At 56.3% G+C, this 22,408-nt stretch carries 19 protein-coding genes; 17 read left to right on the top strand and 2 right to left on the bottom strand.

The window, feature by feature from the left end:
* Positions 1 to 516 precede the first annotated feature (516 nt).
* From F0M18_RS10740 to F0M18_RS19965, 12 genes are all read left to right on the top strand, one after another.
* The gene (locus F0M18_RS10740) at positions 517 to 1,689 is read left to right on the top strand and encodes a DUF1570 domain-containing protein (RefSeq protein WP_149611425.1); all 1,173 of its coding nucleotides are present in this window, start codon (positions 517 to 519) and stop codon (positions 1,687 to 1,689) included.
* Positions 1,690 to 2,667: 978 nt separating this feature from the next.
* Complete coding sequence (locus tag F0M18_RS10735) at positions 2,668 to 4,368, top strand: M14 family metallopeptidase (protein WP_149611424.1); 1,701 nt, start codon at positions 2,668 to 2,670, stop codon at positions 4,366 to 4,368.
* Positions 4,369 to 4,714: 346 nt separating this feature from the next.
* Entirely contained in the window at positions 4,715 to 5,254 is a 540-nt protein-coding gene (locus F0M18_RS10730) for a hypothetical protein (protein WP_149611423.1), read from the top strand.
* Positions 5,255 to 5,309: 55 nt separating this feature from the next.
* A complete protein-coding gene (locus F0M18_RS10725) occupies positions 5,310 to 6,701 on the top strand; it encodes a nuclear transport factor 2 family protein (RefSeq protein WP_149611422.1) in 1,392 nt (463 codons plus the stop codon).
* A 204-nt stretch (positions 6,702 to 6,905) separates the two neighbouring features.
* On the top strand, positions 6,906 to 7,130 hold the full coding sequence (locus F0M18_RS10720; protein WP_149611421.1) for a hypothetical protein: 225 nt from the start codon (positions 6,906 to 6,908) through the stop codon (positions 7,128 to 7,130).
* A 682-nt stretch (positions 7,131 to 7,812) separates the two neighbouring features.
* A complete protein-coding gene (locus F0M18_RS10715; protein ID WP_149611420.1) occupies positions 7,813 to 8,835 on the top strand; it encodes an AraC family transcriptional regulator in 1,023 nt (340 codons plus the stop codon).
* Between the two features lie 118 nt (positions 8,836 to 8,953).
* Complete coding sequence (locus F0M18_RS10710) at positions 8,954 to 9,598, top strand: 2-hydroxychromene-2-carboxylate isomerase (protein WP_149611419.1); 645 nt, start codon at positions 8,954 to 8,956, stop codon at positions 9,596 to 9,598.
* Between the two features lie 28 nt (positions 9,599 to 9,626).
* Positions 9,627 to 10,421: an SDR family oxidoreductase gene (locus F0M18_RS10705; RefSeq protein WP_149611418.1), complete on the top strand. Its 795-nt coding sequence runs from the start codon at positions 9,627 to 9,629 to the stop codon at positions 10,419 to 10,421.
* A 255-nt stretch (positions 10,422 to 10,676) separates the two neighbouring features.
* Complete coding sequence (locus F0M18_RS10700; protein WP_149611417.1) at positions 10,677 to 11,474, top strand: glucose 1-dehydrogenase; 798 nt, start codon at positions 10,677 to 10,679, stop codon at positions 11,472 to 11,474.
* A gap of 103 nt (positions 11,475 to 11,577) precedes the next feature.
* Positions 11,578 to 12,828 carry a sulfotransferase family protein gene (locus F0M18_RS10695; RefSeq protein ID WP_149611416.1) on the top strand — a complete coding sequence of 417 codons (1,251 nt, stop codon included), beginning with the start codon at positions 11,578 to 11,580 and terminating at the stop codon, positions 12,826 to 12,828.
* Between the two features lie 168 nt (positions 12,829 to 12,996).
* The gene (locus F0M18_RS10690; RefSeq protein ID WP_149611415.1) at positions 12,997 to 13,533 is read left to right on the top strand and encodes a DUF4252 domain-containing protein; all 537 of its coding nucleotides are present in this window, start codon (positions 12,997 to 12,999) and stop codon (positions 13,531 to 13,533) included.
* A 91-nt stretch (positions 13,534 to 13,624) separates the two neighbouring features.
* Positions 13,625 to 13,783: a hypothetical protein gene (locus F0M18_RS19965; protein ID WP_188109688.1), complete on the top strand. Its 159-nt coding sequence runs from the start codon at positions 13,625 to 13,627 to the stop codon at positions 13,781 to 13,783.
* A 118-nt stretch (positions 13,784 to 13,901) separates the two neighbouring features.
* On the opposite strand, the gene F0M18_RS10685 is transcribed toward F0M18_RS19965, so the two are convergent.
* On the bottom strand, positions 13,902 to 15,446 hold the full coding sequence (locus tag F0M18_RS10685; protein WP_394349400.1) for an arylsulfatase: 1,545 nt from the start codon (positions 15,444 to 15,446) through the stop codon (positions 13,902 to 13,904).
* Between the two features lie 245 nt (positions 15,447 to 15,691).
* On the opposite strand from F0M18_RS10685, the gene F0M18_RS10680 reads away from it, so the two are divergent.
* The gene (locus F0M18_RS10680; protein WP_149611414.1) at positions 15,692 to 16,996 is read left to right on the top strand and encodes a cytochrome P450; all 1,305 of its coding nucleotides are present in this window, start codon (positions 15,692 to 15,694) and stop codon (positions 16,994 to 16,996) included.
* The gene (locus tag F0M18_RS10675) at positions 16,993 to 17,313 is read left to right on the top strand and encodes a 2Fe-2S iron-sulfur cluster-binding protein (protein WP_149611413.1); all 321 of its coding nucleotides are present in this window, start codon (positions 16,993 to 16,995) and stop codon (positions 17,311 to 17,313) included. Before F0M18_RS10680 ends, F0M18_RS10675 begins: the two co-directional genes overlap by 4 nt.
* A gap of 375 nt (positions 17,314 to 17,688) precedes the next feature.
* Here F0M18_RS10675 and F0M18_RS10670 read toward each other — a convergent pair whose 3' ends face one another.
* Positions 17,689 to 18,711 (bottom strand): helix-turn-helix transcriptional regulator, encoded by a 1,023-nt coding sequence (locus F0M18_RS10670; RefSeq protein WP_149611412.1) that lies wholly within the window; start codon positions 18,709 to 18,711, stop codon positions 17,689 to 17,691.
* Between the two features lie 216 nt (positions 18,712 to 18,927).
* On the opposite strand from F0M18_RS10670, the gene F0M18_RS10665 reads away from it, so the two are divergent.
* The 3 genes from F0M18_RS10665 (at position 18,928) to F0M18_RS10655 (ending at position 22,372) form a co-directional block, all read left to right on the top strand.
* Entirely contained in the window at positions 18,928 to 20,307 is a 1,380-nt protein-coding gene (locus F0M18_RS10665) for a metal-dependent hydrolase family protein (protein WP_223177962.1), read from the top strand.
* Between the two features lie 173 nt (positions 20,308 to 20,480).
* Positions 20,481 to 21,095 carry a DUF3299 domain-containing protein gene (locus F0M18_RS10660; RefSeq protein ID WP_188109687.1) on the top strand — a complete coding sequence of 205 codons (615 nt, stop codon included), beginning with the start codon at positions 20,481 to 20,483 and terminating at the stop codon, positions 21,093 to 21,095.
* A 185-nt stretch (positions 21,096 to 21,280) separates the two neighbouring features.
* Positions 21,281 to 22,372 carry a transporter gene (locus tag F0M18_RS10655; RefSeq protein WP_149611410.1) on the top strand — a complete coding sequence of 364 codons (1,092 nt, stop codon included), beginning with the start codon at positions 21,281 to 21,283 and terminating at the stop codon, positions 22,370 to 22,372.
* The last annotated feature ends 36 nt before the right edge of the window (positions 22,373 to 22,408 follow it).

The following is a 22,408-nucleotide window of genomic DNA, read 5'->3' as shown; positions in this document are numbered from 1 at the left end:
AATTCTGTGTACCTGTGCAACTAAACCACTATGGATGAAGGCTTTATATACCTGATTGCCGTAGACACAATACTTGCCGTGCACGTTCCTTTATAACTTTAGTCGATCTCGCCACTGCAAAACTTTCATCATCCTGCGAAATGCTGCGAGGGCGTTCGGTGAGCAAGCATGCAGTTGTTAGTCTGTTTGATTACACGCTGTTATGACCCAGTAGCGGTACTACAGATAACGGGTCTGTAGCGGGGCAGCTGGCTGCCTGAATTGCCGTCCAGTTTCTTCTCGCGGCATCGCTCATCGCAAGATACCAGTATCGCGCAGAAACGGCTCAGATTTCGATGCAAATCCACACGCAAACACGCCTAAATGACATTACGGGCAAGACGCCACCGTAAATCTCGATTTTTCTTAAACCATCCTTTTACGCGCCAACGCCAGCTAGGGTAGCCTTCCTGCGAAAGTCAAATACGGTCAACGTGAATCAATAACCCAGCCAGCACGAGATATCAGCCTACTTGTATGAAAGCGTTACGATCATGGATGATCTTCACCCTACTAGCCCTGCTCAGTTTTTGGGCAGCGGTCATTTTGCGGGACGGTACAGATGCAAAGCCCTTGGCAATGCTTCATACACTGACAGAGAAGTTTGGCAGATTTCGCGAGAGAACCACGGCCACAATCGGATCGTTGATTCCGCCGCATACCGATTCAGCACACATTGATGCTGCTAATCTTCGTCATCCTCCCGCAAGTGAACACGTTCAATTTCTCAGCCTGGGCCATACCGCTCGTGATGCGCAGGTTTGCAAGCTACCACCCACCAAGGCCCGCACAGACACCGGCAGTCGTCTCGTTTATCGATGGATCGACGAAAATGGCCAAACACATCTTTCTGACAAGCGACCGATAAACCAGATCGCATCAGTCGTCGATATGGCCGGCACCAGGCGTGACTTTCGCTATTCGATCCAGGCAGACGGGGTAAGCTTGCCGCTCGACTTTCAGGGGAAGATCGCTGCGGGCAGCAAGCGCATCTACGATACCTGGCACTTTTTCCTTGGCGAGGAGAAGCTAAGGCAGTCACTGATTACCCTCCGGTTGATCGGTGGCGTTGATCGCTACAACGCGTTTCGCCAGCGCGCCTGGCCAAACAGCAAACCGAGCGGCGGCTTCTACAGCCCCGTCAAGAACGAAGCCTATGTCATGTTCGATCCCAAACAGACGGGGCAGGCAATCAGGACTTCATTCCACGAAGTGTCCCACCTCATCACCGCTAGTCATCTGGGGCACACGCCGCCGTGGCTGACGGAGGGTCTCGCGGAGTACTTTGAGACCATGGAACCAGAGCATCAGGGGGCCACGATCCACCCGAATCACCGACACATCAGACTTTTGCAACGCAGCCGCCTGCCTGCACTCGAGCACTTCCTGGCTATCGACCGCGAGCAGTGGAACGATGAAATGCGCGAGCAGAATTACGCCGTCGCCTGGTCATTGATGTACTTCTTGATGCAGGGATCACCAGGCATCTATGCAGTTAAGGAGGTTGTTGAGCAGGCTCACCGGCACTTTTGCAAACCTTTCTCATGGACTGACGCCCTGCATAAGGCCTATCCGGGTGGACTGCGGCAACTAGAGTCAGACTGGCGGGCATGGCTGTCACAGGGAGATTTCACCAGCCAACAGACTTGAGTACTGCGTCCAGAGCTAGATGGAAAGACGCAGACTGAGTTAGTGGGACACCCTGGCACCTACATACAAAGGTCTTACGTGTAATAGCTTGAATGTTATCTGACAAGCAGCGTCAGATTTAGCAGGTCCGCTTTTACACCTAATAGCGGATTAAAGCCCATCGTGCTGTCGATATCGGCCAAAACATTAGCTTAGTCAGCCATATCCGCACCACAACCACGATGGCAATTTATTCTTGCAGTCAAACTTGGGAGCCGGAGCTATGCCCACACATTCAGGTTACGACCAAACCAGCAAAGCGCACGAATCGAGAGCTGTTAACGACAGCTTTAAGCGACGGAAACCTGACACTTACGCACGGTTGGATACCTCTCTACAGCAAGCGGGGCAACGTTTGCGGCGACGAGGCTACATCCTCTGGCTAGCCCTCCTCGTGGCTACAGTGGGCGTTCTTGCAACTGTAATTCCGATGGCGAATGCGAATCCAGCCTATTGAGAGGGCGGTGCTAGATAAGGTGTACCTGTTGATTTGCATTCAGATCTGACCCGGCAATTGCATTGAACATTGACCCGAAGCCAGATCGCCAACTGCCTGATATCCGCCTGTGAAATAACTCAGGTATGGGTCATCAAAAGTTGCAAATATCGCGCAAAAATGGACCAGAATTCGATACAAATCTGCAGTACTGACTCATAGACTGGAGTCGGTGGGTGTGTGGCTCTCAGAACCTCTGTAACACGGTGATTAAGATTAAAGCCACCGGAAAGCCAGACGACCTAGCTGATGATCTACGGCGGGATTCGATGCCGCTTGTAGGTATTCATAGGCCGAGGTTAGCAATTTTGGGCGATTAACCTGGCAGTACTCATGAGCCGATTCTATCAACCTGCTCCGATTAGGTTGGCAGCACCTTCGAATCGGCTAGAATGCAGCCAGCGCTTTCGCACCGTTTTGCCCAACTACACAGGATCCTGCCCATGCCCGATGTCGCTTTCGATCGTTTCTATCGCCACCAGGAGATGTCTGAACTGTTGCATGACTATGCGCAGGCTTACCCCGATCTTGTAGCCCTGGAGTCCATTGGAAAGTCCTTCGAAGGGCGGGATATCTGGGTGATTACCCTGACTAACACAAAAACAGGACCCGCGGCAGAGAAGCCCGCTGTCTGGATAGATGGCAATATTCACTCGGTAGAGGTCACCGCCTCTACGGCATGCCTGTACCACATTGAGAAAATGGTGTCCGGCTTCGGCACGGACAAGGCCATCACGCATTGCCTTAACACGCGTACTTTCTACGTCTGTCCGCGAGTGAATCCGGATGGCGCGGAGTGGGCTCTGAGTGAGATCAACCGCAAGGTGCGTTCGTCGGTGCGGCCCTATCCCCATGCCGAAGCGCAGGTTGAAGGCCTGGATGTCAGGGATGTGGACGGCGATGGACGTGTGCTCTACATGCGACAGGCTGACCCCCACGGTCCATGGAAATGCCACCCTGAAGAGCCCAAATTGCTGGTGCGCCGGGCGCCCGATGACTTCGAGGGAAATTTCTATCGTCTTTATCGCGAGGGTGAGTTAAGCGAATACGACGGCGTGATGGTCACGCACACCGCGCCGCGTGAAGGCCTTGACCTGAACCGCAATTTCCCGGCCAACTGGGCACCGGAAGGCAAGCAGATGGGCGCCGGACCGGCACCTTTCTCAGAACCCGAGACGCGCGCCCTCGGTGATTTCATTACCACACACGGCAACATCGTCTCGGCGGTCTCTGGTCACACGTTCTCCGGTGTGCTGTTGCGCGCCTCCAGCAACGCTCCCGATGATGACCTTCCCATCAACGACCTGCGAGCTTACAAGTCCGTTGGTGCGAAGGGGGAGGAACTCACCGGCTATCCTGCTATCAGCATTTACCACGACTTTCGTTACCATCCAAAGCAGAACATTACCGGCGGTTCTGACTGGGTGTACGAGCACCTGGGTATATACTTCTGGACAGTAGAATACTGGGCTCCTCATCGAACCGCCGGCGTGGATATGAGTGGCGTCAAATACTCCGATTGGCTGTTCGACCACGATTCAGCAGATGACCTGACCCTGTTTCGATTCTTTGATCGCGAGTCCCCAGGCACGGCCTATGTCGACTGGTATGAATTTGACCATCCCCAGCTGGGGAAACTGGAGATCGGCGGCTGGGATATCATGAACTCTTTCCACAACCCACCATTACATCTTCTGGAAAAGGAGGTAGCCCCCTTCCCTGAATGGTTTGTCTACCAGGCCTTGATGACAGCAAAACTGGAACTGGTAGAGGCTAGCGCGACAAAACTGGGCGAGGACACATTCCTGCTGCGACTGGTGGTAGAAAACAGCGGCTATCTTTCAACAGCCGGCAGCGACAAAGCGATAGAGAACAAGGTCTCACGCGAGATCGTTGCAGAAATAGGCCTGCCAGCATCGGCCGAGCTGTTGCGCGGCAAAAGCCGGGAAGAGATCGGCCACCTTGAGGGCAGGGTGGGCATGATGGCATCTCCGGTATTTCTCGGCACCGGTTTCGATGCCACGGACGGCAAGGACAGCAGGGCCCGTGCAGAGTGGCTGGTAAAGGCGGCACCGGGCACCGAGATTGAGCTCAGCGCCCGACAGGAGCGCTCCGGGACAGTAAGGGCAAGTGTCAAACTTTGATGAAGCAGTGTTGATTTGCATTCAGATCTGACCCGGCAAGTGCATTGAACATTGACCCGCAGCCAAGTCGCGAACTGACTGATATCCGTCTGTGAAATAACGCAGCTATGGGTCATCGCAATTTGCAAATATCGGGCAAAAATGGATCAGAATTCGATGCAAATCTACACGCAGAGGAGAAATGACCGGCTTACCCTACTCGCTAGCTGGTATTGCCAGGTCAACAACCGGATTGGAACAGTGCCAGGCAGGCTGGTTCACAGGCCCGGTCCACAGCGCTTCCCTATGGGGCAGATTGGGAGTAGCCTGAACCTCGTGTAAGAAGCAATACCTGCAGAGGAGAGTGATGCAACAAGGCACCCTTCTGGATGAAAACTTTCCCTCTCGTGTGGAGGCCGTGTTTGCCGACGCCCGCAGCGCTCGCTCTGCTGCCATGTCGCTTTGTATCCGATTTGGTATCGAAGCTTCACAAATCAGCTACTATAACCTGCATTCAGCCCCACCGAACCGGCACCGCAATCGTTTCAAACACAACGCCAGCGGTTGGACCCTGCAAAAAACACAGATCAAGCGCACCTTGATCGCCTTTGCACTTATCATAATCGGCATAATTTCCATGCACTTGCTGCACACCAGTGGCCTGGTCTCCAGAGACACGGCCACCACACTACTGGCGATACCCGTGGTTGCCGCCATTGTTATCAGCGTGAGCGGCATGCTGTCCTGGCGCCCGGCGAATGTGAGAGCGCGAACCAAGCCCAAAGATGACGACGAGGTCGTGCTGGTAGTAGAGATTCACGATGTCAGCCAGCAGTACGAATTGCGCCGTGCATTGAGGGAGATGGGCGCCGATACGGAGCCGGGAAGTATTGCCGAGGTGTCATAAGTGTGACGGGATGCCCCTTACGGGGGATCAATATGAATCAGCGCAGAATTGATTTATGAAAATTTTGGTAGTGGGCGGTACAGGCGCGATCGGTGGTCACGCAGCGTTGTACCTGCAATCACGGGGCCATGACGTTGCTATTTCTTCGCGCAATCCTCCAGCGAAGGGAGCAGGGCTGGAAAAACTGGAATGGTTGCAGGGCAATTATCTGGATGGCACGTTTGCTCAGTCGGACCTTGAAGGTTTTGAGGGGATCGTGTTTGCGGCCGGTAATGATAGCCGCCATCTGCCTGAAGGCATCGAACCGGGCAAGGATGCCGATGCGTATTATTTGCAAGCCAATGCAGAAAAAATTCCGGAATTTGCGGCACTGGCGAAGACTGCAGGTGTAAAAACCTTCATCAATATCGGTAGTTTCTATCCCCAAATATTGCCGGAGAAGATCGACAGCGATGCCTATGTCCGCTCGCGTGATATCTCTGACAAGGCCGTGTGCGCGTTATCGGATAACGGCTTTCGCGCCATGAGCCTAAATGCCTCTTTCGTTGTGGGGCTGCATGAGGGTATGGCGAGCGACATGTTCGATGCCTATATCAATTATGCGCGCAACCTGTATCCCAATATCAAACCCTTCGGCCCGGCAGGCGGCACGAATTTCATATCGGTGCTTTCGCTGTCGGAAGCGATTGCCGGAGCATTGGAGCGCGGCACAGGCGGCACGTCTTACCTGCTGGGAGACGAAAATCTCGATTTCGCAGAATTCTTCCAGCTTTTTTTCGCCGCTGCCGGTAATCCGCAACAACTTCCTGCGCTGGATGAAGAACACCCGATGCTGCCCGACAGCGCGATTTTGCAAGGGCGGGGCAATGTTATCTGCTATGAGCCCGGTACCGAAGAAGCCGAATTGCTTGGCTTTCGGCGCGGGGATATTGCCCGCGCGATACAGGCTATGGTCATCGACTTTGACAAGCGCATCGGCACTGTGAAGCCGGTGAGCCTCGGCCCTGACGCGGCAAGCATGCCGGAGCTTGCCGAGCTGGCATATCGCTATGCCCGCGCTAATGACGCCAATAGCCCGGAGATTTTGCGCGCCATTATGACTGACGATATTGTCATACAGGGACCCGGGTTCAAAATTGAAGGTCTGGATGCCGTGTGTGATGTGCCGGCCAGATTGCAGGCGTTTTACCAGCGCACGCATCATGTCGTTCACCAGCTGCTGGCCGACGTCAGCGGCAAAACCGCCAGCGCCGAAACCTACTGCACCGCTCATCACATCCTGCTTCACGAAGACGGACAGCCGGACCGGGTGCTGACATGGCATATTCGCTATCAGGATCGTTTTGTAAAAGCAGATGGCGCCTGGCGCTTTCAGTATCGCGGCTTGCTGCTTGATGGTGTGGCACTACGCCAGTTAGACATGCCTGTCCCGCCACCCCAGTTATGATCGGGGTTCTGCCAAGTTAGTCCTCAGAGCTGAAGTAATTCCGATATATGTGTTCATGGGGGCCGATTCTACTCATAATCGACAGATCGAAGGCCGAAGGCGGCGCCGATCAAGCCCTTCTGGGCCCACCATTTCCCAAAAATTTGAATCACCTGGGCATAGCGAGCACACAGGTCTATGCCCCGGCGCTGGAGCGAGCATCATATGGACAGAATAGAGAAACTGAAGAACGACGTGTACAGCTTTGAAGAGCTGAATACCCTGGAAAAGAACGCGACCAAACTGGGCGACAGGGAAACCCTGAAGCTGATTGCCGTCAGCCGCGCATCCAAAACCGCAAAGGGCGAAAAGCCCAAACCCACCGTGGATGAAAATGGCAGGCCGCTGACCAAAAGGGCGCGTCGTGATGCCGCCAGGCTTGGTCGGTAAAACGCGGTCAGGCTGCGCTGATTCCGTATGGCCGGTTATCCCAGCGCCCGCATCCGGCCAGTGCCGGCAATGCCCAGGCTAATTATCCATCGCTTTGATGGTGGGCGAGCAACGATACTCTCACTCGCGATAGAACACAGTGGCGAACAGAAAAGCTGCCGCGAATGAAAACAGGCCCGTCAGCGTTATCTATGGAGCTGACAACTTGACTTATTCAGGCCAAGGAAATCTGGCCTCCCAAAATCAAGCAAACGCCCTGCTCCACCCATTGAACGCACTCATCCTGAGACTCCTACGAAGCTGAGCGCGAGCCAGCTCCCACAAGGGTATGCCTATGACTATTCCTGCGTGGGAAAACACGTGTTCTCTCCATTAAACGCTCTTCAAAAACCAGTTTAATGAATGCCGGAGTTCACCGTTAATGATGTAGAGCCGGGCCCTGACTCAGAGACTGGAGTCGATGGGTATGGTTAGTTGGCGTGCGTCTTTCTGCGATCAGATCTTCAATATCCCCGTGGCTGAGGTTGAATCAATAGTAGAGCCATACTGCGTAAGAGGTGATAACTGGTAGAAATCAGCGCCATTTATACGCGCTCGTAGGCCAATTCTACCGATTTGGGCAGTCAACTTGGCAGCACCGTCGTTTGGGTTAAACTCTACCCGGGTACTCAACGGAATTGCCATGGCCCACCCTCTCTACACTCGCACCGAGCCGCTTCTGCTGCCGTATTTCCCCCGGCTGTTTTATCTTGCCCTGCGTGAGCAAGGGTTTGCGGACCAGCAGATATTCGCTGGCATGGACTTTGGCGTGGAGCAATTGAACAACGAGGGGTACCGCCTGAGTATCGAGCAGCACGAGCAGTTTATCCTGCGTATGCTCCAGTTAACCGGGGACCCTCACTTTGCACTGCAGTTGGTCGAAGTGCGCGACCGGTCAGCAACCAACCTGCCCATGCTGGCGGCTGCCAACAGTGGCCACATCGCCAGGGCACTGCAGGTGATTGCGCGCTACAGCAAGATCATCACCCGCGTGTTTACTGTGCAGATGATGGACGAGGAGGGGCAACCTCGCATCGACATAACCCTGCACGTGGAGCACGAGCAGGTGGCCTACTTCGCTGTCTCTTCACTCGCCCTCTTCCTCAACAGGTTTTTCACGGATGCACTCGACGGGGACAACCTGGTGCAACGCATGGACATGCCCATCACCCCGCCGGCGGACTTCGAAACAGTGGCTTCGAACTTTCCCTTTGCAGTACGCTTCCACCAGACACAGTGCAGCCTTCACCTGGACGGCCATGCCCTGGATACCCCCATAGGCCGAGCCGACCCACAGACCCTGCGGCTACTGACAGAGATGGCAGAGCAGCAGTTACGTGAGGCCGATGCGGAAACCAGCCTCGAAGGAGCGCTCAGGGCGCTGTTGCTGGACCACCTGTCCGCGCCCCCCAGGCTCGATGACGCGGCCCGTTTACTGAACCTGTCTCCCCGAAGCCTGCGCCGGAAGTTGTCCGAGTCGGGAACCACCTACCAGGGCGTACTCGACTCTGTACGAATGGCAGTAGCCAGTCGCCTGATCCGGGAGACCGACACGCCCATTGCCGCCATCGGCTACGAGTTGGGGTTCGTGCATCCATCGGATTTTGGCCGCGCATTCAAGAAATGGACTGGTCAGCCACCGTCGGCCTATCGCCAGCGCAGCTAGCAGACTGTTTGGCCAGATTGGCATAGTGATTGGCCAACTCCGCTCTCGTCACTAGTGGTGTTGACCCGCTACAGTTATGGCTATCGCTGATAGACCTATATAACAACAGGAGCATCCAATGAGTGAAGTTATCGACACCTACTGGTCCTTTCGCAGCCCCTATTCCTACCTGGCGATTCCGGAGCTGCTGCAACTACGGCAAGACTACGATGTAGATATCGCCCTGCGAGTGGTCTTACCCATTGCGGTACGGGCACCGGAGAAAGTCTTTGACCCTGAAAACCTCAAACCCGTGCTGTACATCATGATGGATGCGCAGCGCCGGGCTCAGTACCTGGATATTCCCTACCGTTTCCCGCCCAAACCCGACCCGGTGGTGCAGGATATGGAGACCCTGAGCGTGCCCGAGGAGCAACCCTATATCTACCGCTTGTGCAAGCTCGGTGTGGAGGCGCAGCGCCGCGGCAAAGGACTGGACCTGGCCGCCGCCATTTCTCAACTGATCATGGGCGGCACGGACGATTGGGACCAGGGGGACCACCTCGACAGGGCAGCTGCCTCCGCTGGCCTGGACCTGGTGGAACTGGATGCCGCTATTGCCGAGGGTGATCACCTGGCGGAAATCGAACAGAACCAGCAAGCGCTGGATGCGGCAGGCCACTGGGGGGTACCCACCATGGTGGTGCGCAATGAACCCTTCTTCGGCCAGGACCGCATCAGCACCCTGCGATGGCGCCTGGACCAGTATGGGTTGAGGAAATAATCACAGGAACCGCTAGAGGAGCGACCACATGGACCTTCAAATCAAGGGCAAGAAAGCAATTATGGCTGGCGGCAGCGCCGGTATGGGCCGCGCTACCGCCGAGCGGTTGGCGGAAGCCGGCGCCGATTTGGTGATCACAGCGCGCCGCGAAGAGCGCCTGCTCAATGCGGCGAAAGAGATCAGCGAGCAATACGGCACCAGCGTCACACCCGTGGTCGCCGACTCTTCCAAAGAAGAAGGTCGCCAGGCCCTGTTCAAGGCCTGCCCCGACCCGGATATCCTGGCCATTACCATCAAACCCCCCGCTCCCAATGGCGACTTCCTCAAGGTCACGCCGGAAATGTGGCGCGACTCGGTGGAAACAGCCCTGATCGCACCGATCGAGATCATGCGTCACTACATTCCTGGCATGAAGGAGCGTGGCTTCGGCCGTATCGTCAACATCGCCACGTTCTCTGCCAAGAACCCCATGATCTGGCGCTTGATGTCAGGCCCCGCGCGCTCCGCACTGATCAACTACACCGCCAGCGTCTCGCGCGAGGTCGCCCAGTACGGCGTGTGTATTAACAATATTCTTCCCGGCATGTTCGCCACTGAAGGTGCCAGTGAACTGCTGCTGACCTATGCGGACGCTTTCGGCCTTGAGCCAAAGGAAGACGTGGCCATGAACCACTTCCTGGAAAACAACAAAATCCCTGCCGGCTTCGTCGCCGACGCAGCCGACATGGCGCCGATGGCGGCCCTGCTGTGCAGTCCATTGTCACGCTTTATAGTGGGTCAGAATATTGTGATTGATGGCGGGCAGCATCACTCCTTGTTCTAGGTCAGCGTCAGGACGGCGGTGGTGGTGGCTTAAACCTCACCGCCTCTTGCATTCTTCACAAACTGTGCAGAGGCGTTCAAGTCCTTCCGGGCCAGTCGTTTTCCTATATCTCAGCCACTTATAACGGCCTTAAGCATCCGACTATGCTATCGATATCTGAGACTTTACTTGGCAATACCGGTACGACTGGCGATGATAAGCACTGGTGAAACACGCTGATTTTCAGGCAACGCAATGCCAGTTGGAGGATATAGGATGGCGTTATTAGACAAGTTCAGCCTGGATGGCAGGGTGGCGATCATTACCGGCGCCGGCAAAGGGATCGGGGCGGCGATTGCCCGAGGCTTCGCCGAGGCCGGCGCCAACGTGGTGCTGGCCGCCAGGACCGCGAGCGACCTGGAGGCGTTGGCAGCAGAACTCGCGGAACTGGGCAGCGAGACACTGTGCGTGCCCACCGACGTACTGGATTTTGATCAATTGCAAGCGCTGGTGACGGCAACCATGGCGCGTTTTGGCCGCATCGATATCCTGGTCAACAACGCCGGCGGCTTTCCGCCCAAACCCATGCTGCAAACCAGTGCACGTGAATTCGAGGCGGCCATGCGTTTCAATGTCACCACCGCCTATGAACTGTCGCGCCTGTGTGCACCGCAGCTCGCTGAGCGTGCCGATGGCTGTATTCTTAATATCTCTTCCATTGCAGGCCACAAGCCCACGCCCTGCTTTGCTGCTTATGGCACGGCCAAGGGTGCGCTTTCCCTGCTCACCCGGGAACTGGCGCAGGAATTCGCGCCGCGCGTGCGGGTCAATGCTATCGCCGTGGGTTCGACCCGAACCGACGCCCTTAATACCGTATTGACCGGCGACGTGGAAAAAACCATGGAAGAACTCACGCCCATGGGACGCCTGGGAGAGGTGGAGGATATCGCCCTGGGTGCCCTGTACCTGTGCTCACCAGCGGCCTCTTATGTTACCGGCGAGATCCTTGGCGTTAACGGCGGCATGGAGCGCCTCAATATGCAAATGCCGCGGGCATGGGGTGGCATGGGTTAGGACGTCAAACCAGTGCAGAGCCGGTCGACCTAAAGAATTTAAGCTAGTGCCAGCGGCCTACAATGGGTGATCATGGGCTACCTTGAATGCGGCAGAGCCTGTCATGAGTAAAACCCTACATTTGCAGCAGTTTTCTACCGCCAGGCAAACACGCAGTTTCTCCATGCGAGCTTTGAACATGGCCGGCATATTAGCGCCTGCTTATGCGCGGCCCAATGCGACCCGCTGGTGGGCAGCGGCCAGTGAGGCTATTGCATCTGGCACGGGTGCGGCGTTAGTAGAGCCGCACAGCGACGCGGTGGCGGCGTTACAGCAGCTGGTTGATTCCATCAACAGCAGTGCCCGATTGAACCTGGTTGGCCGCTTCTCCGCGTCTGATGATTCCACGCGTTTGGCTCGCAATCACCTGCGCATTCAATCGCTTATCAAGTCCCAGCCGTCCATCCTAGACACGGTACTGCCGCCGCCTATTTTCATCATCGGCATGCCGCGCACAGGCACAACCTACCTGCACACCCTACTCGCACAGGACCCGCGCCATCGCACGATTCCCTACTGGGAAAGTTATGAACCGATTCCGCCGGCGGCGGGCCCAGACACAAGAATTGCGCGGCTCGATAAAATGCTGCGCCAAATGGACCAGATATCGCCGAATTACCAGGCGATACACCCGATGACGGCGGAGTCGCCGGAAGAGTGCGTGGCCCTGTTTATGAATGAATTTCGGACGCTGCAGTTTGATATTCAGTATCGCGTGCCTGAGTACGTTGCCTGGTTGCAGAAGCAGGACGCAACTATTGCCTACCAGGGCTATTTGCAACAGCTAAAGATTATCCAGCACTACAGGCCTGCCGGAGAGCACTTTGTGCTCAAGGACCCGGCGCATACCCTGAATATAAGAACCATTCTCAAGGTATTCCCGAATGCGAAGTTTGTTTTCACGCATCGTGATCCCGCCAAATCCCTGTCGTCTCTTTGCAGTTTGTACTCCTACACGCGCGCCATCTTCAGTGATGCCGTTGATGCTCACGATATAGGCAGGGAAGTCCTCAACGGGTTCTGGCCACCGGGGTGGGAAGATGCGATGCGTGTGCGCGACACCCTGCCAGCCGACCGCTACTGCGATGTGCTGCAGACTGACATGCGGGAGAGCCCTGTGGATGCGATCCGCGGTGTCTACGCGGCCTTTGACATGGAGTTTGATGAGACTGCGCAAAATGCCCTAGCAAATTACCTGGAACAGTCGTCAAGCGCGCCGCGTCATCGCCACGAGCACAGTCCGGATGGTTTCGGGCTTGAAGCAGGCGAGATTCGAGAGCGCATGCAGTCTTATGTAGACGCATTTGATCTGTAACGGTCGCGGTGGAGCGTTCTTGAGCAAGGCAGGCCGAAGGCGGCGGCTCTGCATAGGTCGCTATTTCGCAGTTCACCGCACCAGCCACTCTATCTGTCGTGTAACGCAGGCAAGTACGCGCAAGACGCGTCATGCTTCAGTCTCAACAACCAGACTGGAACCCCTGTGATGAAAATATCAACGCTCCTGTTAACACTAACGCTCATCAGCGCACCCGCGTTTGCGGCCGAAGAACCCCTTGCAGACCGGCCCGGTTACGTGGACTTCAGTAGCCTTTCCGGGGACTATGGCCAGCCGCGGGTTATGATCGATCTCGGCAGCTCGCTGCTGACCTTGATCAGCCACTTTAAGCACGACGATCCCATGGCCCAGGAAGCGCTACGCAATCTGGAGTCTATCCGCGTCCACGTGTATAACACGGCAGGTGACACAACACCGGCGAACGCGCGCATGACAGCGATTAACGAATCGCTGCAGGCGCTGGAATGGGAGCAGATCGTACGCGTTCGCGAGACTGACCAGCAGGTCGATATTTATATCAAGTACGGCGACAACATCGTGCACGGTCTCACGGTGATGGCAGTAGATGAAGAGGAAGCTGTGTTCATCAATATCCTTGGTGATGTCGATCCCGAGCAACTTGCCGGGGTCGTAAAACACGTGGACGTTGATCTCGACGTTGACATGGCCCTGCACACACCGTGATGCGTTGTCTGCATAAGTTCGTGCATGTGGCGATGCAGCTGGTGATCACCAGCGCCTGTGGCATCACCGCTTCATCGCGAAACCCGGCTACGTGAACTTCGATGAAGCACATTACAGCGGCCTGCGCCGCGACACCTCCATTTCCGTAGGTCCTGCCTTGCTGAGCGTCGCTGCGCAGCATGAGGATGACGACCCTGGAGCAAAAGTGTTGCTCGCAGCACTGGACGGTGTATCGACATCCTCTTACTGAAACCCTCTCCGCAATATCGGTTTAATGAATGTCGGTGTCCCACGTCAGCAATGAATACCTTGGCAAAGTCGCCATACATCCTGGCCGGGCGATGTACAGCAGTCGATTCGCCAGCTGACTACTGCGGGCTCCCGGATGAGATTTCATCCATCGCATTCTGCAGACTGAAGGAACCGGGTTTCTGTCGCGGCGGAAAATCCTGGAATGACTTCAGCCACTTTGCGACGTAGGCCTGTGCAGGAGCCAGTGCGAACATGCGCTCTGCCCGCCAGCGCTGGTAACCCATGCCTTCATGATCTGCGCGCTCGAATGGATCGGTGCGCAGGTTGAAGAGCTTCGGAAAACGGAGCGGCACAAAAGGTTCCTGCCAAACATCAAAGCCATGGCCGCGCTGCTCCATGAAAACAATCTTCCAATTGTTATAGCGCAGAGCCGCTATATCGCCGTCATCCGTCCAGTACAGGAAATCCGAACGAGGGCTTTCCGCCTCATCACCGCTCAGATAGGGCATCATGTTGTAACCATCGAGGTGCACTTTGTAGCGGCGACCCATGGCACGGTGGCCCTTGAGCAACTTGGATTTCATCTCGGGTTCGCCTACCGCAGCCATGAACGTCGGCAACATGTCCTCGTGGGCGCCAACCTCATTGGAAACCGTGCCCGGCTGAATGACGCCTGGCCACCTCATGGCCATTGGCACCCGGTAACCTCCCTCCCAGTTTGTGTTTTTCTCACCCCTGAAAGGAATCGTACCGCCGTCTGGCCAGGTCATCGCCTCCGCGCCATTATCTGTGGAGTACATCACGATGGTGTTGTCTGCGATGCCCAGTTCGTCCAACTTATCCAATAGCTGTCCGACATGACCGTCATGCTCAACCATTCCATCAGGATAAATGCCAAGACCCGTTACGCCCTCAGATTCAGGCTTGAGCCGAGTCCACACGTGCATACGTGTAGAGTTCCACCACACGAAGAAGGGCTTTCCATCCTTGTTCGCCTTGTCAATAAACTTGAGTGCAGCCGCGGTGGCTTCGTCATCAACAGTCTCCATGCGCTTCATCGTGAGTGGCCCCGTATCTTCTATCTTTCCGTCGGCGCTGGATTTAATCACACCACGGGGGCCAAACTCTTTGCGGAACTCTGGATCTTTCGGGTAGTCGACGTTTTCTGGTTCATCTTCTGCATTCAAGTGGTAAAGGTTGCCAAAAAACTCGTCGAAACCGTGATTGGTCGGCAGGTGCTCATCACGATCACCTAAATGGTTCTTGCCGAACTGCCCTGTCACGTAACCATGGTTTTTTAAAAGCCCAGCGATAGTAGGGTCTTTTTCACTCATACCCTCCTTGGCACCGGGCAGGCCCACTTTGGTTAGTCCCGTTCGGATAGGCGACTGGCCAGTGATAAAAGCGGCTCGCCCTGCGGTACAGCTCTGCTGCCCGTACCAGTCCGTAAACATGGCCCCCTCATTTGCAATACGATCAATATTCGGCGTCTTATATCCCATCATGCCGTGGTTGTAGGCACTGATATTGAACCAGCCTATGTCATCCCCCCAGATCACAAGGATATTTGGCTTCTCTGCCGCGCGCCCTGTGAGGGACACGAAACAGCAGGCTATAACCAGGATCACCCGCAGTAGAACACGGTCTACAGATAACATCATTTACACTTCTCCGGTGTCGATTAGGGTCGTGTTCGTAAGCATAGACCTAATCCAGGGATGTGCCCGGTTCTCGGGTTACAAACCTACAAGAACCGCGCAAGCCGGTAGCAGCAAAAGTTGACAACACTCGAGGCCTATAACACCTCATCCCGCCAACTTTCGCGTAAACCTGCACCAAAATACTGCGCTGTTGTATAGTACCGGGATCACAATGTTAACAGTGGCAACAAGAGAGGTTGGCAGTCATGGAAAATGCTCCGGAAACGAACGCGGATCAGAACCCGGAAGAATTCTACCGATCCCCCACCACCACCCCCGAGGCGGACCCCTGGGCGCTGCCACTGGAAGACATCGACCTCGCCACGGGGGCCATTTTCCAGGCACAGAAACACCATGAGTACTTCAAGCGCCTGCGCCAGGAAAATCCGGTGCACTACCACGACAAGAACCCGGAAATCGGCCCCTACTGGTCGCTGACGCGCTATGAAGACATCATGGCGGTGGACACTGATTTCGAGCGGTTCTCCTCTGAACCGTCCATCGCCCTGTTCGATGAGCTACTGGGCGAGGAGCGGGCCCCCATGTTCATTGCCATGGACCCGCCCAGGCACGACGAACAACGCGGCGCGGTGCTGCCGGCCGTCGGCCCGGTGCGACTGAAGGATCTCGATCAACTCATTCGCAAACGCACGGTGGAAGTGCTGGACGAGCTGCCCACGGGCACGCCCTTCAACTGGGTCGAAAAGGTCTCTATCGAACTGACCACCCGCATGTTGGCGACCCTGTTTGACTTCCCTTTCGAGGAGCGCCGCAAACTTACCTTCTGGTCCGAAATCATCACCACCCCACCCATCCTCATGGGCCTGACCATCGAGGATCGCCTGAACCACCTGGGCGAGTGCCTGCAGACCTTCACCGCGCTGTTCAAGGAGCGCCAGTTCGAGGGCAACGAGAGCCAGGACTTCATTTCCCTGCTGGCCAATAATCCGGCTACCGCCGACCTGGAGGGCGTGGAACTGCTGGGCAACCTGATGCTGCTGATAGTCGGCGGCAATGACACCACCCGCAACTCCATGTCGGCCGGCGTGCTGTTCATGCACGAGAACCCCGCGGAGTTCCAGAAAATCAAGGATGACCAGTCACTGATTCCCTCCGCAGTGGCGGAGATCATCCGCTACCAGACGCCGCTGTCCTATATGCGCAGAACCGCGAAGGAGGACGTTGAGATCCGCGGCAAGCAGATCAAGAAAGGCGACAAGATCGCGATGTGGTATGCCTCCGGCAATCGCGATGAGTCTTTCTTCCCGGACGCGGACAAGTTTATTATCGACCGCCCCAATGTCCGTCGCCACATGGCCTTCGGTTTCGGCATCCACCGCTGCATGGGCAATCGCGTGGCCGAAGCCCAGCTGCGCATCGTGTGGGAGGAGATCCTCAAGCGCTTCGAGCGGCTGGAAGTGGTCGCTGAGCCCGAGCGCGTCGAGCACAGTTTCGTGCACGGCATCAAGGCACTGCAGGTGATTGCGCACCCTAAAGGAAACAAGCCATGACCAGGATTCACGTCACCGACGCCAGCGGAGCGAGCCACGTGGTGGAGGCGCCCAACGGCGAATCCCTGATGAGTGCCCTGTTGAATGCAGGTATCGACGGGATCCTGGCCGACTGTGGCGGCGGCTGTGCCTGCGCCACCTGCCACTGCTACATAGAGGGCGATGGCATGGACCGGGTGGGTGAAGCGAATTCGCTGGAGAATCTCATGCTGGATTCCGCCGCTGCGGAGCGACGCGACAACAGCCGCCTGTCCTGCCAGATCGACGTTACCGAAGCGCTGGAAGGCCTGAAGGTGACGGTCGCTGAGAACGCATAAACCTCCGTATCGCGGCAGCGTTCCGTTCGAGGACACTGGCCGCGTCCGGACGGACGGCCGCTGCCGTTCAAGTCCCTATGGTGCTACCGTTTTCTATGTGTTTCAGAACGTTATAACTGAAAAGAACGTCCGACTATGGATCCTGACGCATAGACTGAAGTCAGTAGGCGTATGCCGGTGAGTGTTTGAGTAGGTATCGACCTTATTCACACTGTAAAAGAACTGGCTAGCGTTTAGTGAACTTAATATCGCGGTGGCTGATATTAAAGCGATAGTGGAGCCAGACTGCGTAGCTGGTGATATCTGTGGTGCTTTTAAGCACCCGTCCACCGATTCTACCAATTGCGGCGAGTTAACCTGGGAATACCCTCGCGGTTAAATCTCATCCCGGTTGAAATCCCCCTGGAAGGCGCGCGGCGTTTGGCCAGTCCAGCGTTTGAACGCGCGTGTGAAAACCGATGCGTCGGTATAACCCAGGTTCGCAGCCACCTGGGTAATACTCTGGGCGCCCTCGCGCAGCATGGTCTTGGCCCGGATAAGGCGTAACTGGTCCAACTCGGACTTGAAAGAGGTATCCAGTTCGGACAGGCGGCGTACCAGGGTGCGCTTGCTGACGCCGGCCAGTTGGGCCACCCGCGCCGTATCCAACCGCGGCTCGTGCAGGTGAGCCTCCAGGATATAGTGCAGGGCCAGCAGGGTGTCCTCCGGTGCCTGGCTGTGGGGCAGTGCCGGGGCTGATTTGCCCGCGGGCTGATACAACTGCGGCTCCAGCAGTAGCCAGGCGCTGGGGAAGGAAACGCTGAAGCCGCGGGTATCCGTTTGCGCCAGCTTGATGCCATGATAATCCGGCGGGAATACCGCTGGGTCACAGACACCGGCGATGACTTGATTACCCACCCAGTTACGCCCGAGTGCAGCCCTCAGGATCCCGATCAAGTAAGCCGCCCCGAATCCGTCATTATGCCTTGGCAAGCGCCCGCCATCGGTGAGCCGATGTTCAGCGAAGGTGGTGCGGCTGCCTCGGGTTTCGAGCCGAAACTCTACGGAGCTGGCATCTTTGTGGGCGCCGATGGAAAAACGCAGTAGCAGGTCGCCGACGGAGTGCGCCATGCGGGTAGCTTCCGCCAGCGGCGACCATGACAGTGGGTCCAGCGCTTCCCCCAGGTGAACGCCGCAATGGGGATCATCCGTCAGTTCAGCCAGGCCTTCGACCACGTCGTACATGGTGGGCGCCGTGACGAACTGATTGTGATCGCGGAATTGGGCCGGCGTGAGGCCGAAGGGGGCCAGTACGTTGCGGACATCGTTGCCGGCGGCGAGTGCCGCCTCCAGGAAAAGGGTGGCGAGGTCAAGGCGGACCATCGGCAGCTGAAACTTGTCCTTGGCGAAGTGGGGCACGGCTTAGGCAAATGGTGCTGAGAACATCTTCTAAGTGTAACCGATAAATTGACTATATGTGCCACATCCTTAGCCGTTTGGCATGAACAGCCTTGGGCTTGCGTCGGTGAATCTGGCTTAATGGCGATCTTGCCGGGTACTTTGGAGCACTCGGCGCGAGTCACAAATATGCAACGCCGGGACTGTCGACAGGCCCGCTGCTAATGGGGAAGTGCTATGTTTCATAAACTGATTACCAAGATCCTGGCGTGTTTTGCCATGGGCATGACGCTTGTATTGCCGGCCGCTGCGGAACAGGTGTTATTCACCAACGTTCACATATTCGATGGCGTTAGCAACAAACGCATGGAAAACGCCAGCGTCCTTGTTGACGGCAACAAGATCAAGACCATCGCCAGAGGTTCGATAGAAGCGCCGGGCGCTACTGTTATCAATGGCGGCGGCCGTACCCTGCTTCCGGGTTTTATTGAAGCCCATGCTCATTTGATGCTGATGGGGCCGAGCCTTCCTGCGATGGAATCGGGAACCACCTGGGAAGACTTCGCCATTCACGGTACGCGAATGGCCGAGATGTACCTGATGCAGGGCTTCACCACGGTACGAGATGCCGGAGGTGGCAACGGCGGCCTGCGGCGGGCAATTGATGCGGGAGATGTCGTAGGACCCCGCTACTATCCTTCAGCGGCGTTCCTTAGTACTCGCGGTGGCCACGCCGACTTTGCAAACTACACTGCACCGGTGGGCGAGTCGACGAATTTCGGTCGTCTGAACATGGCACAGGAAGTCGACAGCGTTGCGGATGTTCAAAAGTACGGCAGGAACAATTTCCGCATGGGTGCCACCCAGCTGAAATATATGCAGTCCGGCGGCGTCGTATCTGCCTTTGACCCCTGGCAATTAATCGCCGGCTCTCAATCGGAAATCGAGGCAGCTGTACAGGTTGCCAATGAATACGGCAGTTATGTGATGGCTCACTCCTATAGAAAAGAGGCCATGATGAAAGCACTGAATGCCGGGGTGAAGTCAATCGAGCATGGTTTTTCCTTCGATTGTGAAGTGGCCAAATTGATGAACAAGAAAGGCGCGTTCATCACCACCAACCTGACCGCATTCGATCCTGGCCTTCTCGACATCCCCGCGGTTGCCAATGTGCCAGCAAGTTTGGAGAAGGCCAAGTCGGCATCCAAGACCTTCGCCGACTACATTCCAAACATGAAAAAATGCCCGGTCAAGCGTGCATTCCAGACTGATTGTGTCGGCTCGGTAGGAGCCTGCAATATTCAGATCGCCTACGAAAAACACCTGAATAATGAGTTCTTCGGCCCCTATGCCTCGCTGGTTACCATGACTTCAGTAGGCGGAGAGCTTGTGGCACTGTCTGGCGATTTCATGAACCCCTACCGGGAAGGAAAGCTAGGCGTGATCGAGGAAGGCGCCTATGCGGATATTCTGTTGATCGACGGCAACCCGCTGGAGGATTTCTCCGTGGTGGGAACCGGGGACAAGTGGTTCGACGCAGAACCCCGACCGGAGAGCCCTGAAACAATCCGTTTAATCATGAAAGACGGCGTGATCTACAAGAACACGCTGAACTGAGTGAATGCAAGAGTGAGCCCCACTTCCGGGGCTCATACACTGGCGAACAGTAGCAAGCATTCGGTATGTCAAGTCCCCTGGTAGATCTGCTCGCTCGCGCCACTGTAGTTACATTGCTGCTGGCGGCTTCCTCTGCTGTGCAGCCCGCTACTCCAGTGTCCTGGCAGATGCTGATGGACACTGAAGCACAGGTTTACGAGGACCCTTATCGTGACCTGACCCAGCCTCAAATGCTGAAGTTGATGACGCTCGCCAGAATACAGCAATCACTGATTTCCGGTGAAATGACTGCCGAGGAAGAAGAGAATCTGCAACAAAGGGCGGCTGCAATTGCAGAAGATCTTCGATCGGAAGGACTTGACGCAAACTGGATCCTCGCGCAGCGAGCCGTGGTTGCAGCGAGGCGGCGGCACGCGGCATTGGCCACCAATAGCGAGCTCGAGGGCCATCAGGTGGAAATTACCGGCTACCTTCTCAACGCGACATCTCTGGATACCGGCGAGTCGGTTACCTACTTGGTGCCCAGCAGAGGCGTCTGCATGCATTTGCCGGCGCCGCCACCCAACCAGGTCGTTCTTCTAGTGATAGAAAAGATGCCCGATCCAATAGGGCCGTGCATTGCCGCCGCACTGCGCGGGCGACTATCTGTTGAAGAGGCGCAGCACACCATCCCCTCTGCCGATGGATCGACACCGATGTGGAGCCGCTGGAAGATGGACGTTTCCGAGGTCACAACAACGGGAAATCTGCCGGCTCAAACGCCAACAGTAGACAGCGAACATCGTTAATTACCCGATTCATAAATTCAACAGACCTGATCTCAGAGATAAAAGAACAAGAGGCGCATTCTTTGTTATCGATACTGCAATACCGAGTATGCAAAATATTACTGATCGTCGCGGTTGCGCTGGCATCGGGTTTTTCGACCGGTGTGCGTGCCCAGGATTGGCAGCCCTATACCGGAGAGGAGAACTTGCGTAGCCTCGTGTCGGATACCGTACTCCAGGGCACGTTACGAGGTAACGTGAAGGCCACCGGCCATTACAACGCAGACGGCACCGGCACGCTGGAGGCCTGGGGTGATACCTTCAAGCGAACCTGGGTAATTCGCAACGATCGAATCTGCATCACGGTCGGCAAAGCGGAACAGTGCGTCCGCATCGAGAAGGCTGCCGATCAGCCGAATCTCTTCCGGGCTTTCAATGAAGCCACCGGGGAGTCGGCGGAATTTACGGTAATAACGGGTCAAACCATGGCAGTCGCGGCCCGGAACACTGGCGCCGGCGGCGCTGCCGAGCCTTCGGCGGAGGAGCTGGCCAAGTCGCTGGCCAATCCCAACACGCCGCTCGCCAGCCAGACCTTCAAGTTTCAGTACCGGACCTTTGACGGCGACCTGCCCGGCGGGGACGACGAAAGCAGCAGCCTGCTCCTGTACCAGCCGGCATTTCCGTTTCCGCTGGACAACGGGGCCACGGTGTTTTTCCGACCTGCCGTGCCCATTATTCTCGACCAGCCCTATTTCGATCCGCTCGAGGGCGAGTTCGATTCCACCAGCGGTCTCGGTGACATTGCGTTTGATCTTGCCTATGGCCGCACCACGGAAAGCGGACTTTTGTGGGCTGCGGGTGTCGTCGCTACCCTGCCCACCGCAACCGAGGACGAACTCGGCCCGGACCGCTGGAGCCTCGGGCCGGAGTTCCTGATTGGCAAGCTTACCAGTAAGTACGTGCTGGGCGCGCTGGTCACTTATCAGACCGACGTCGCAGGCTCCGGCGATGCCGATGTCAGCCTCACCACGGTTAATGCCTTTGCCACTTATCTTCCGGGTGGCGGTTGGAACGTGGCCAGCGCCCCAATCATGAGCTACGACCACGAGAACAGCCAATGGACCTTGCCGCTAAACCTGACTGTGGGCAAGACAGTCATCTGGAACGGTCGTCCTTGGAAGCTGGGCGTCGAGGTGAATTACTTCGTCGACCAGGCAGACGCCTTCGGGCCCAAGTGGATGTTCGGTATCAATGTGGCGCCGGTGGTAGAAAATATCTTTGCAAGGATGCTCAGGTAACTGTCCCTGGTTTTACTTCCGTTGTTTCTTGTTTGT

This window comes from Pseudohalioglobus sediminis (genome assembly GCF_008370495.1).
Classification (GTDB): domain Bacteria; phylum Pseudomonadota; class Gammaproteobacteria; order Pseudomonadales; family Halieaceae; genus Halioglobus.
Note: the sequence above shows the minus strand (reverse complement) of the source record. Positions and strands in the feature narration are given on the sequence as shown.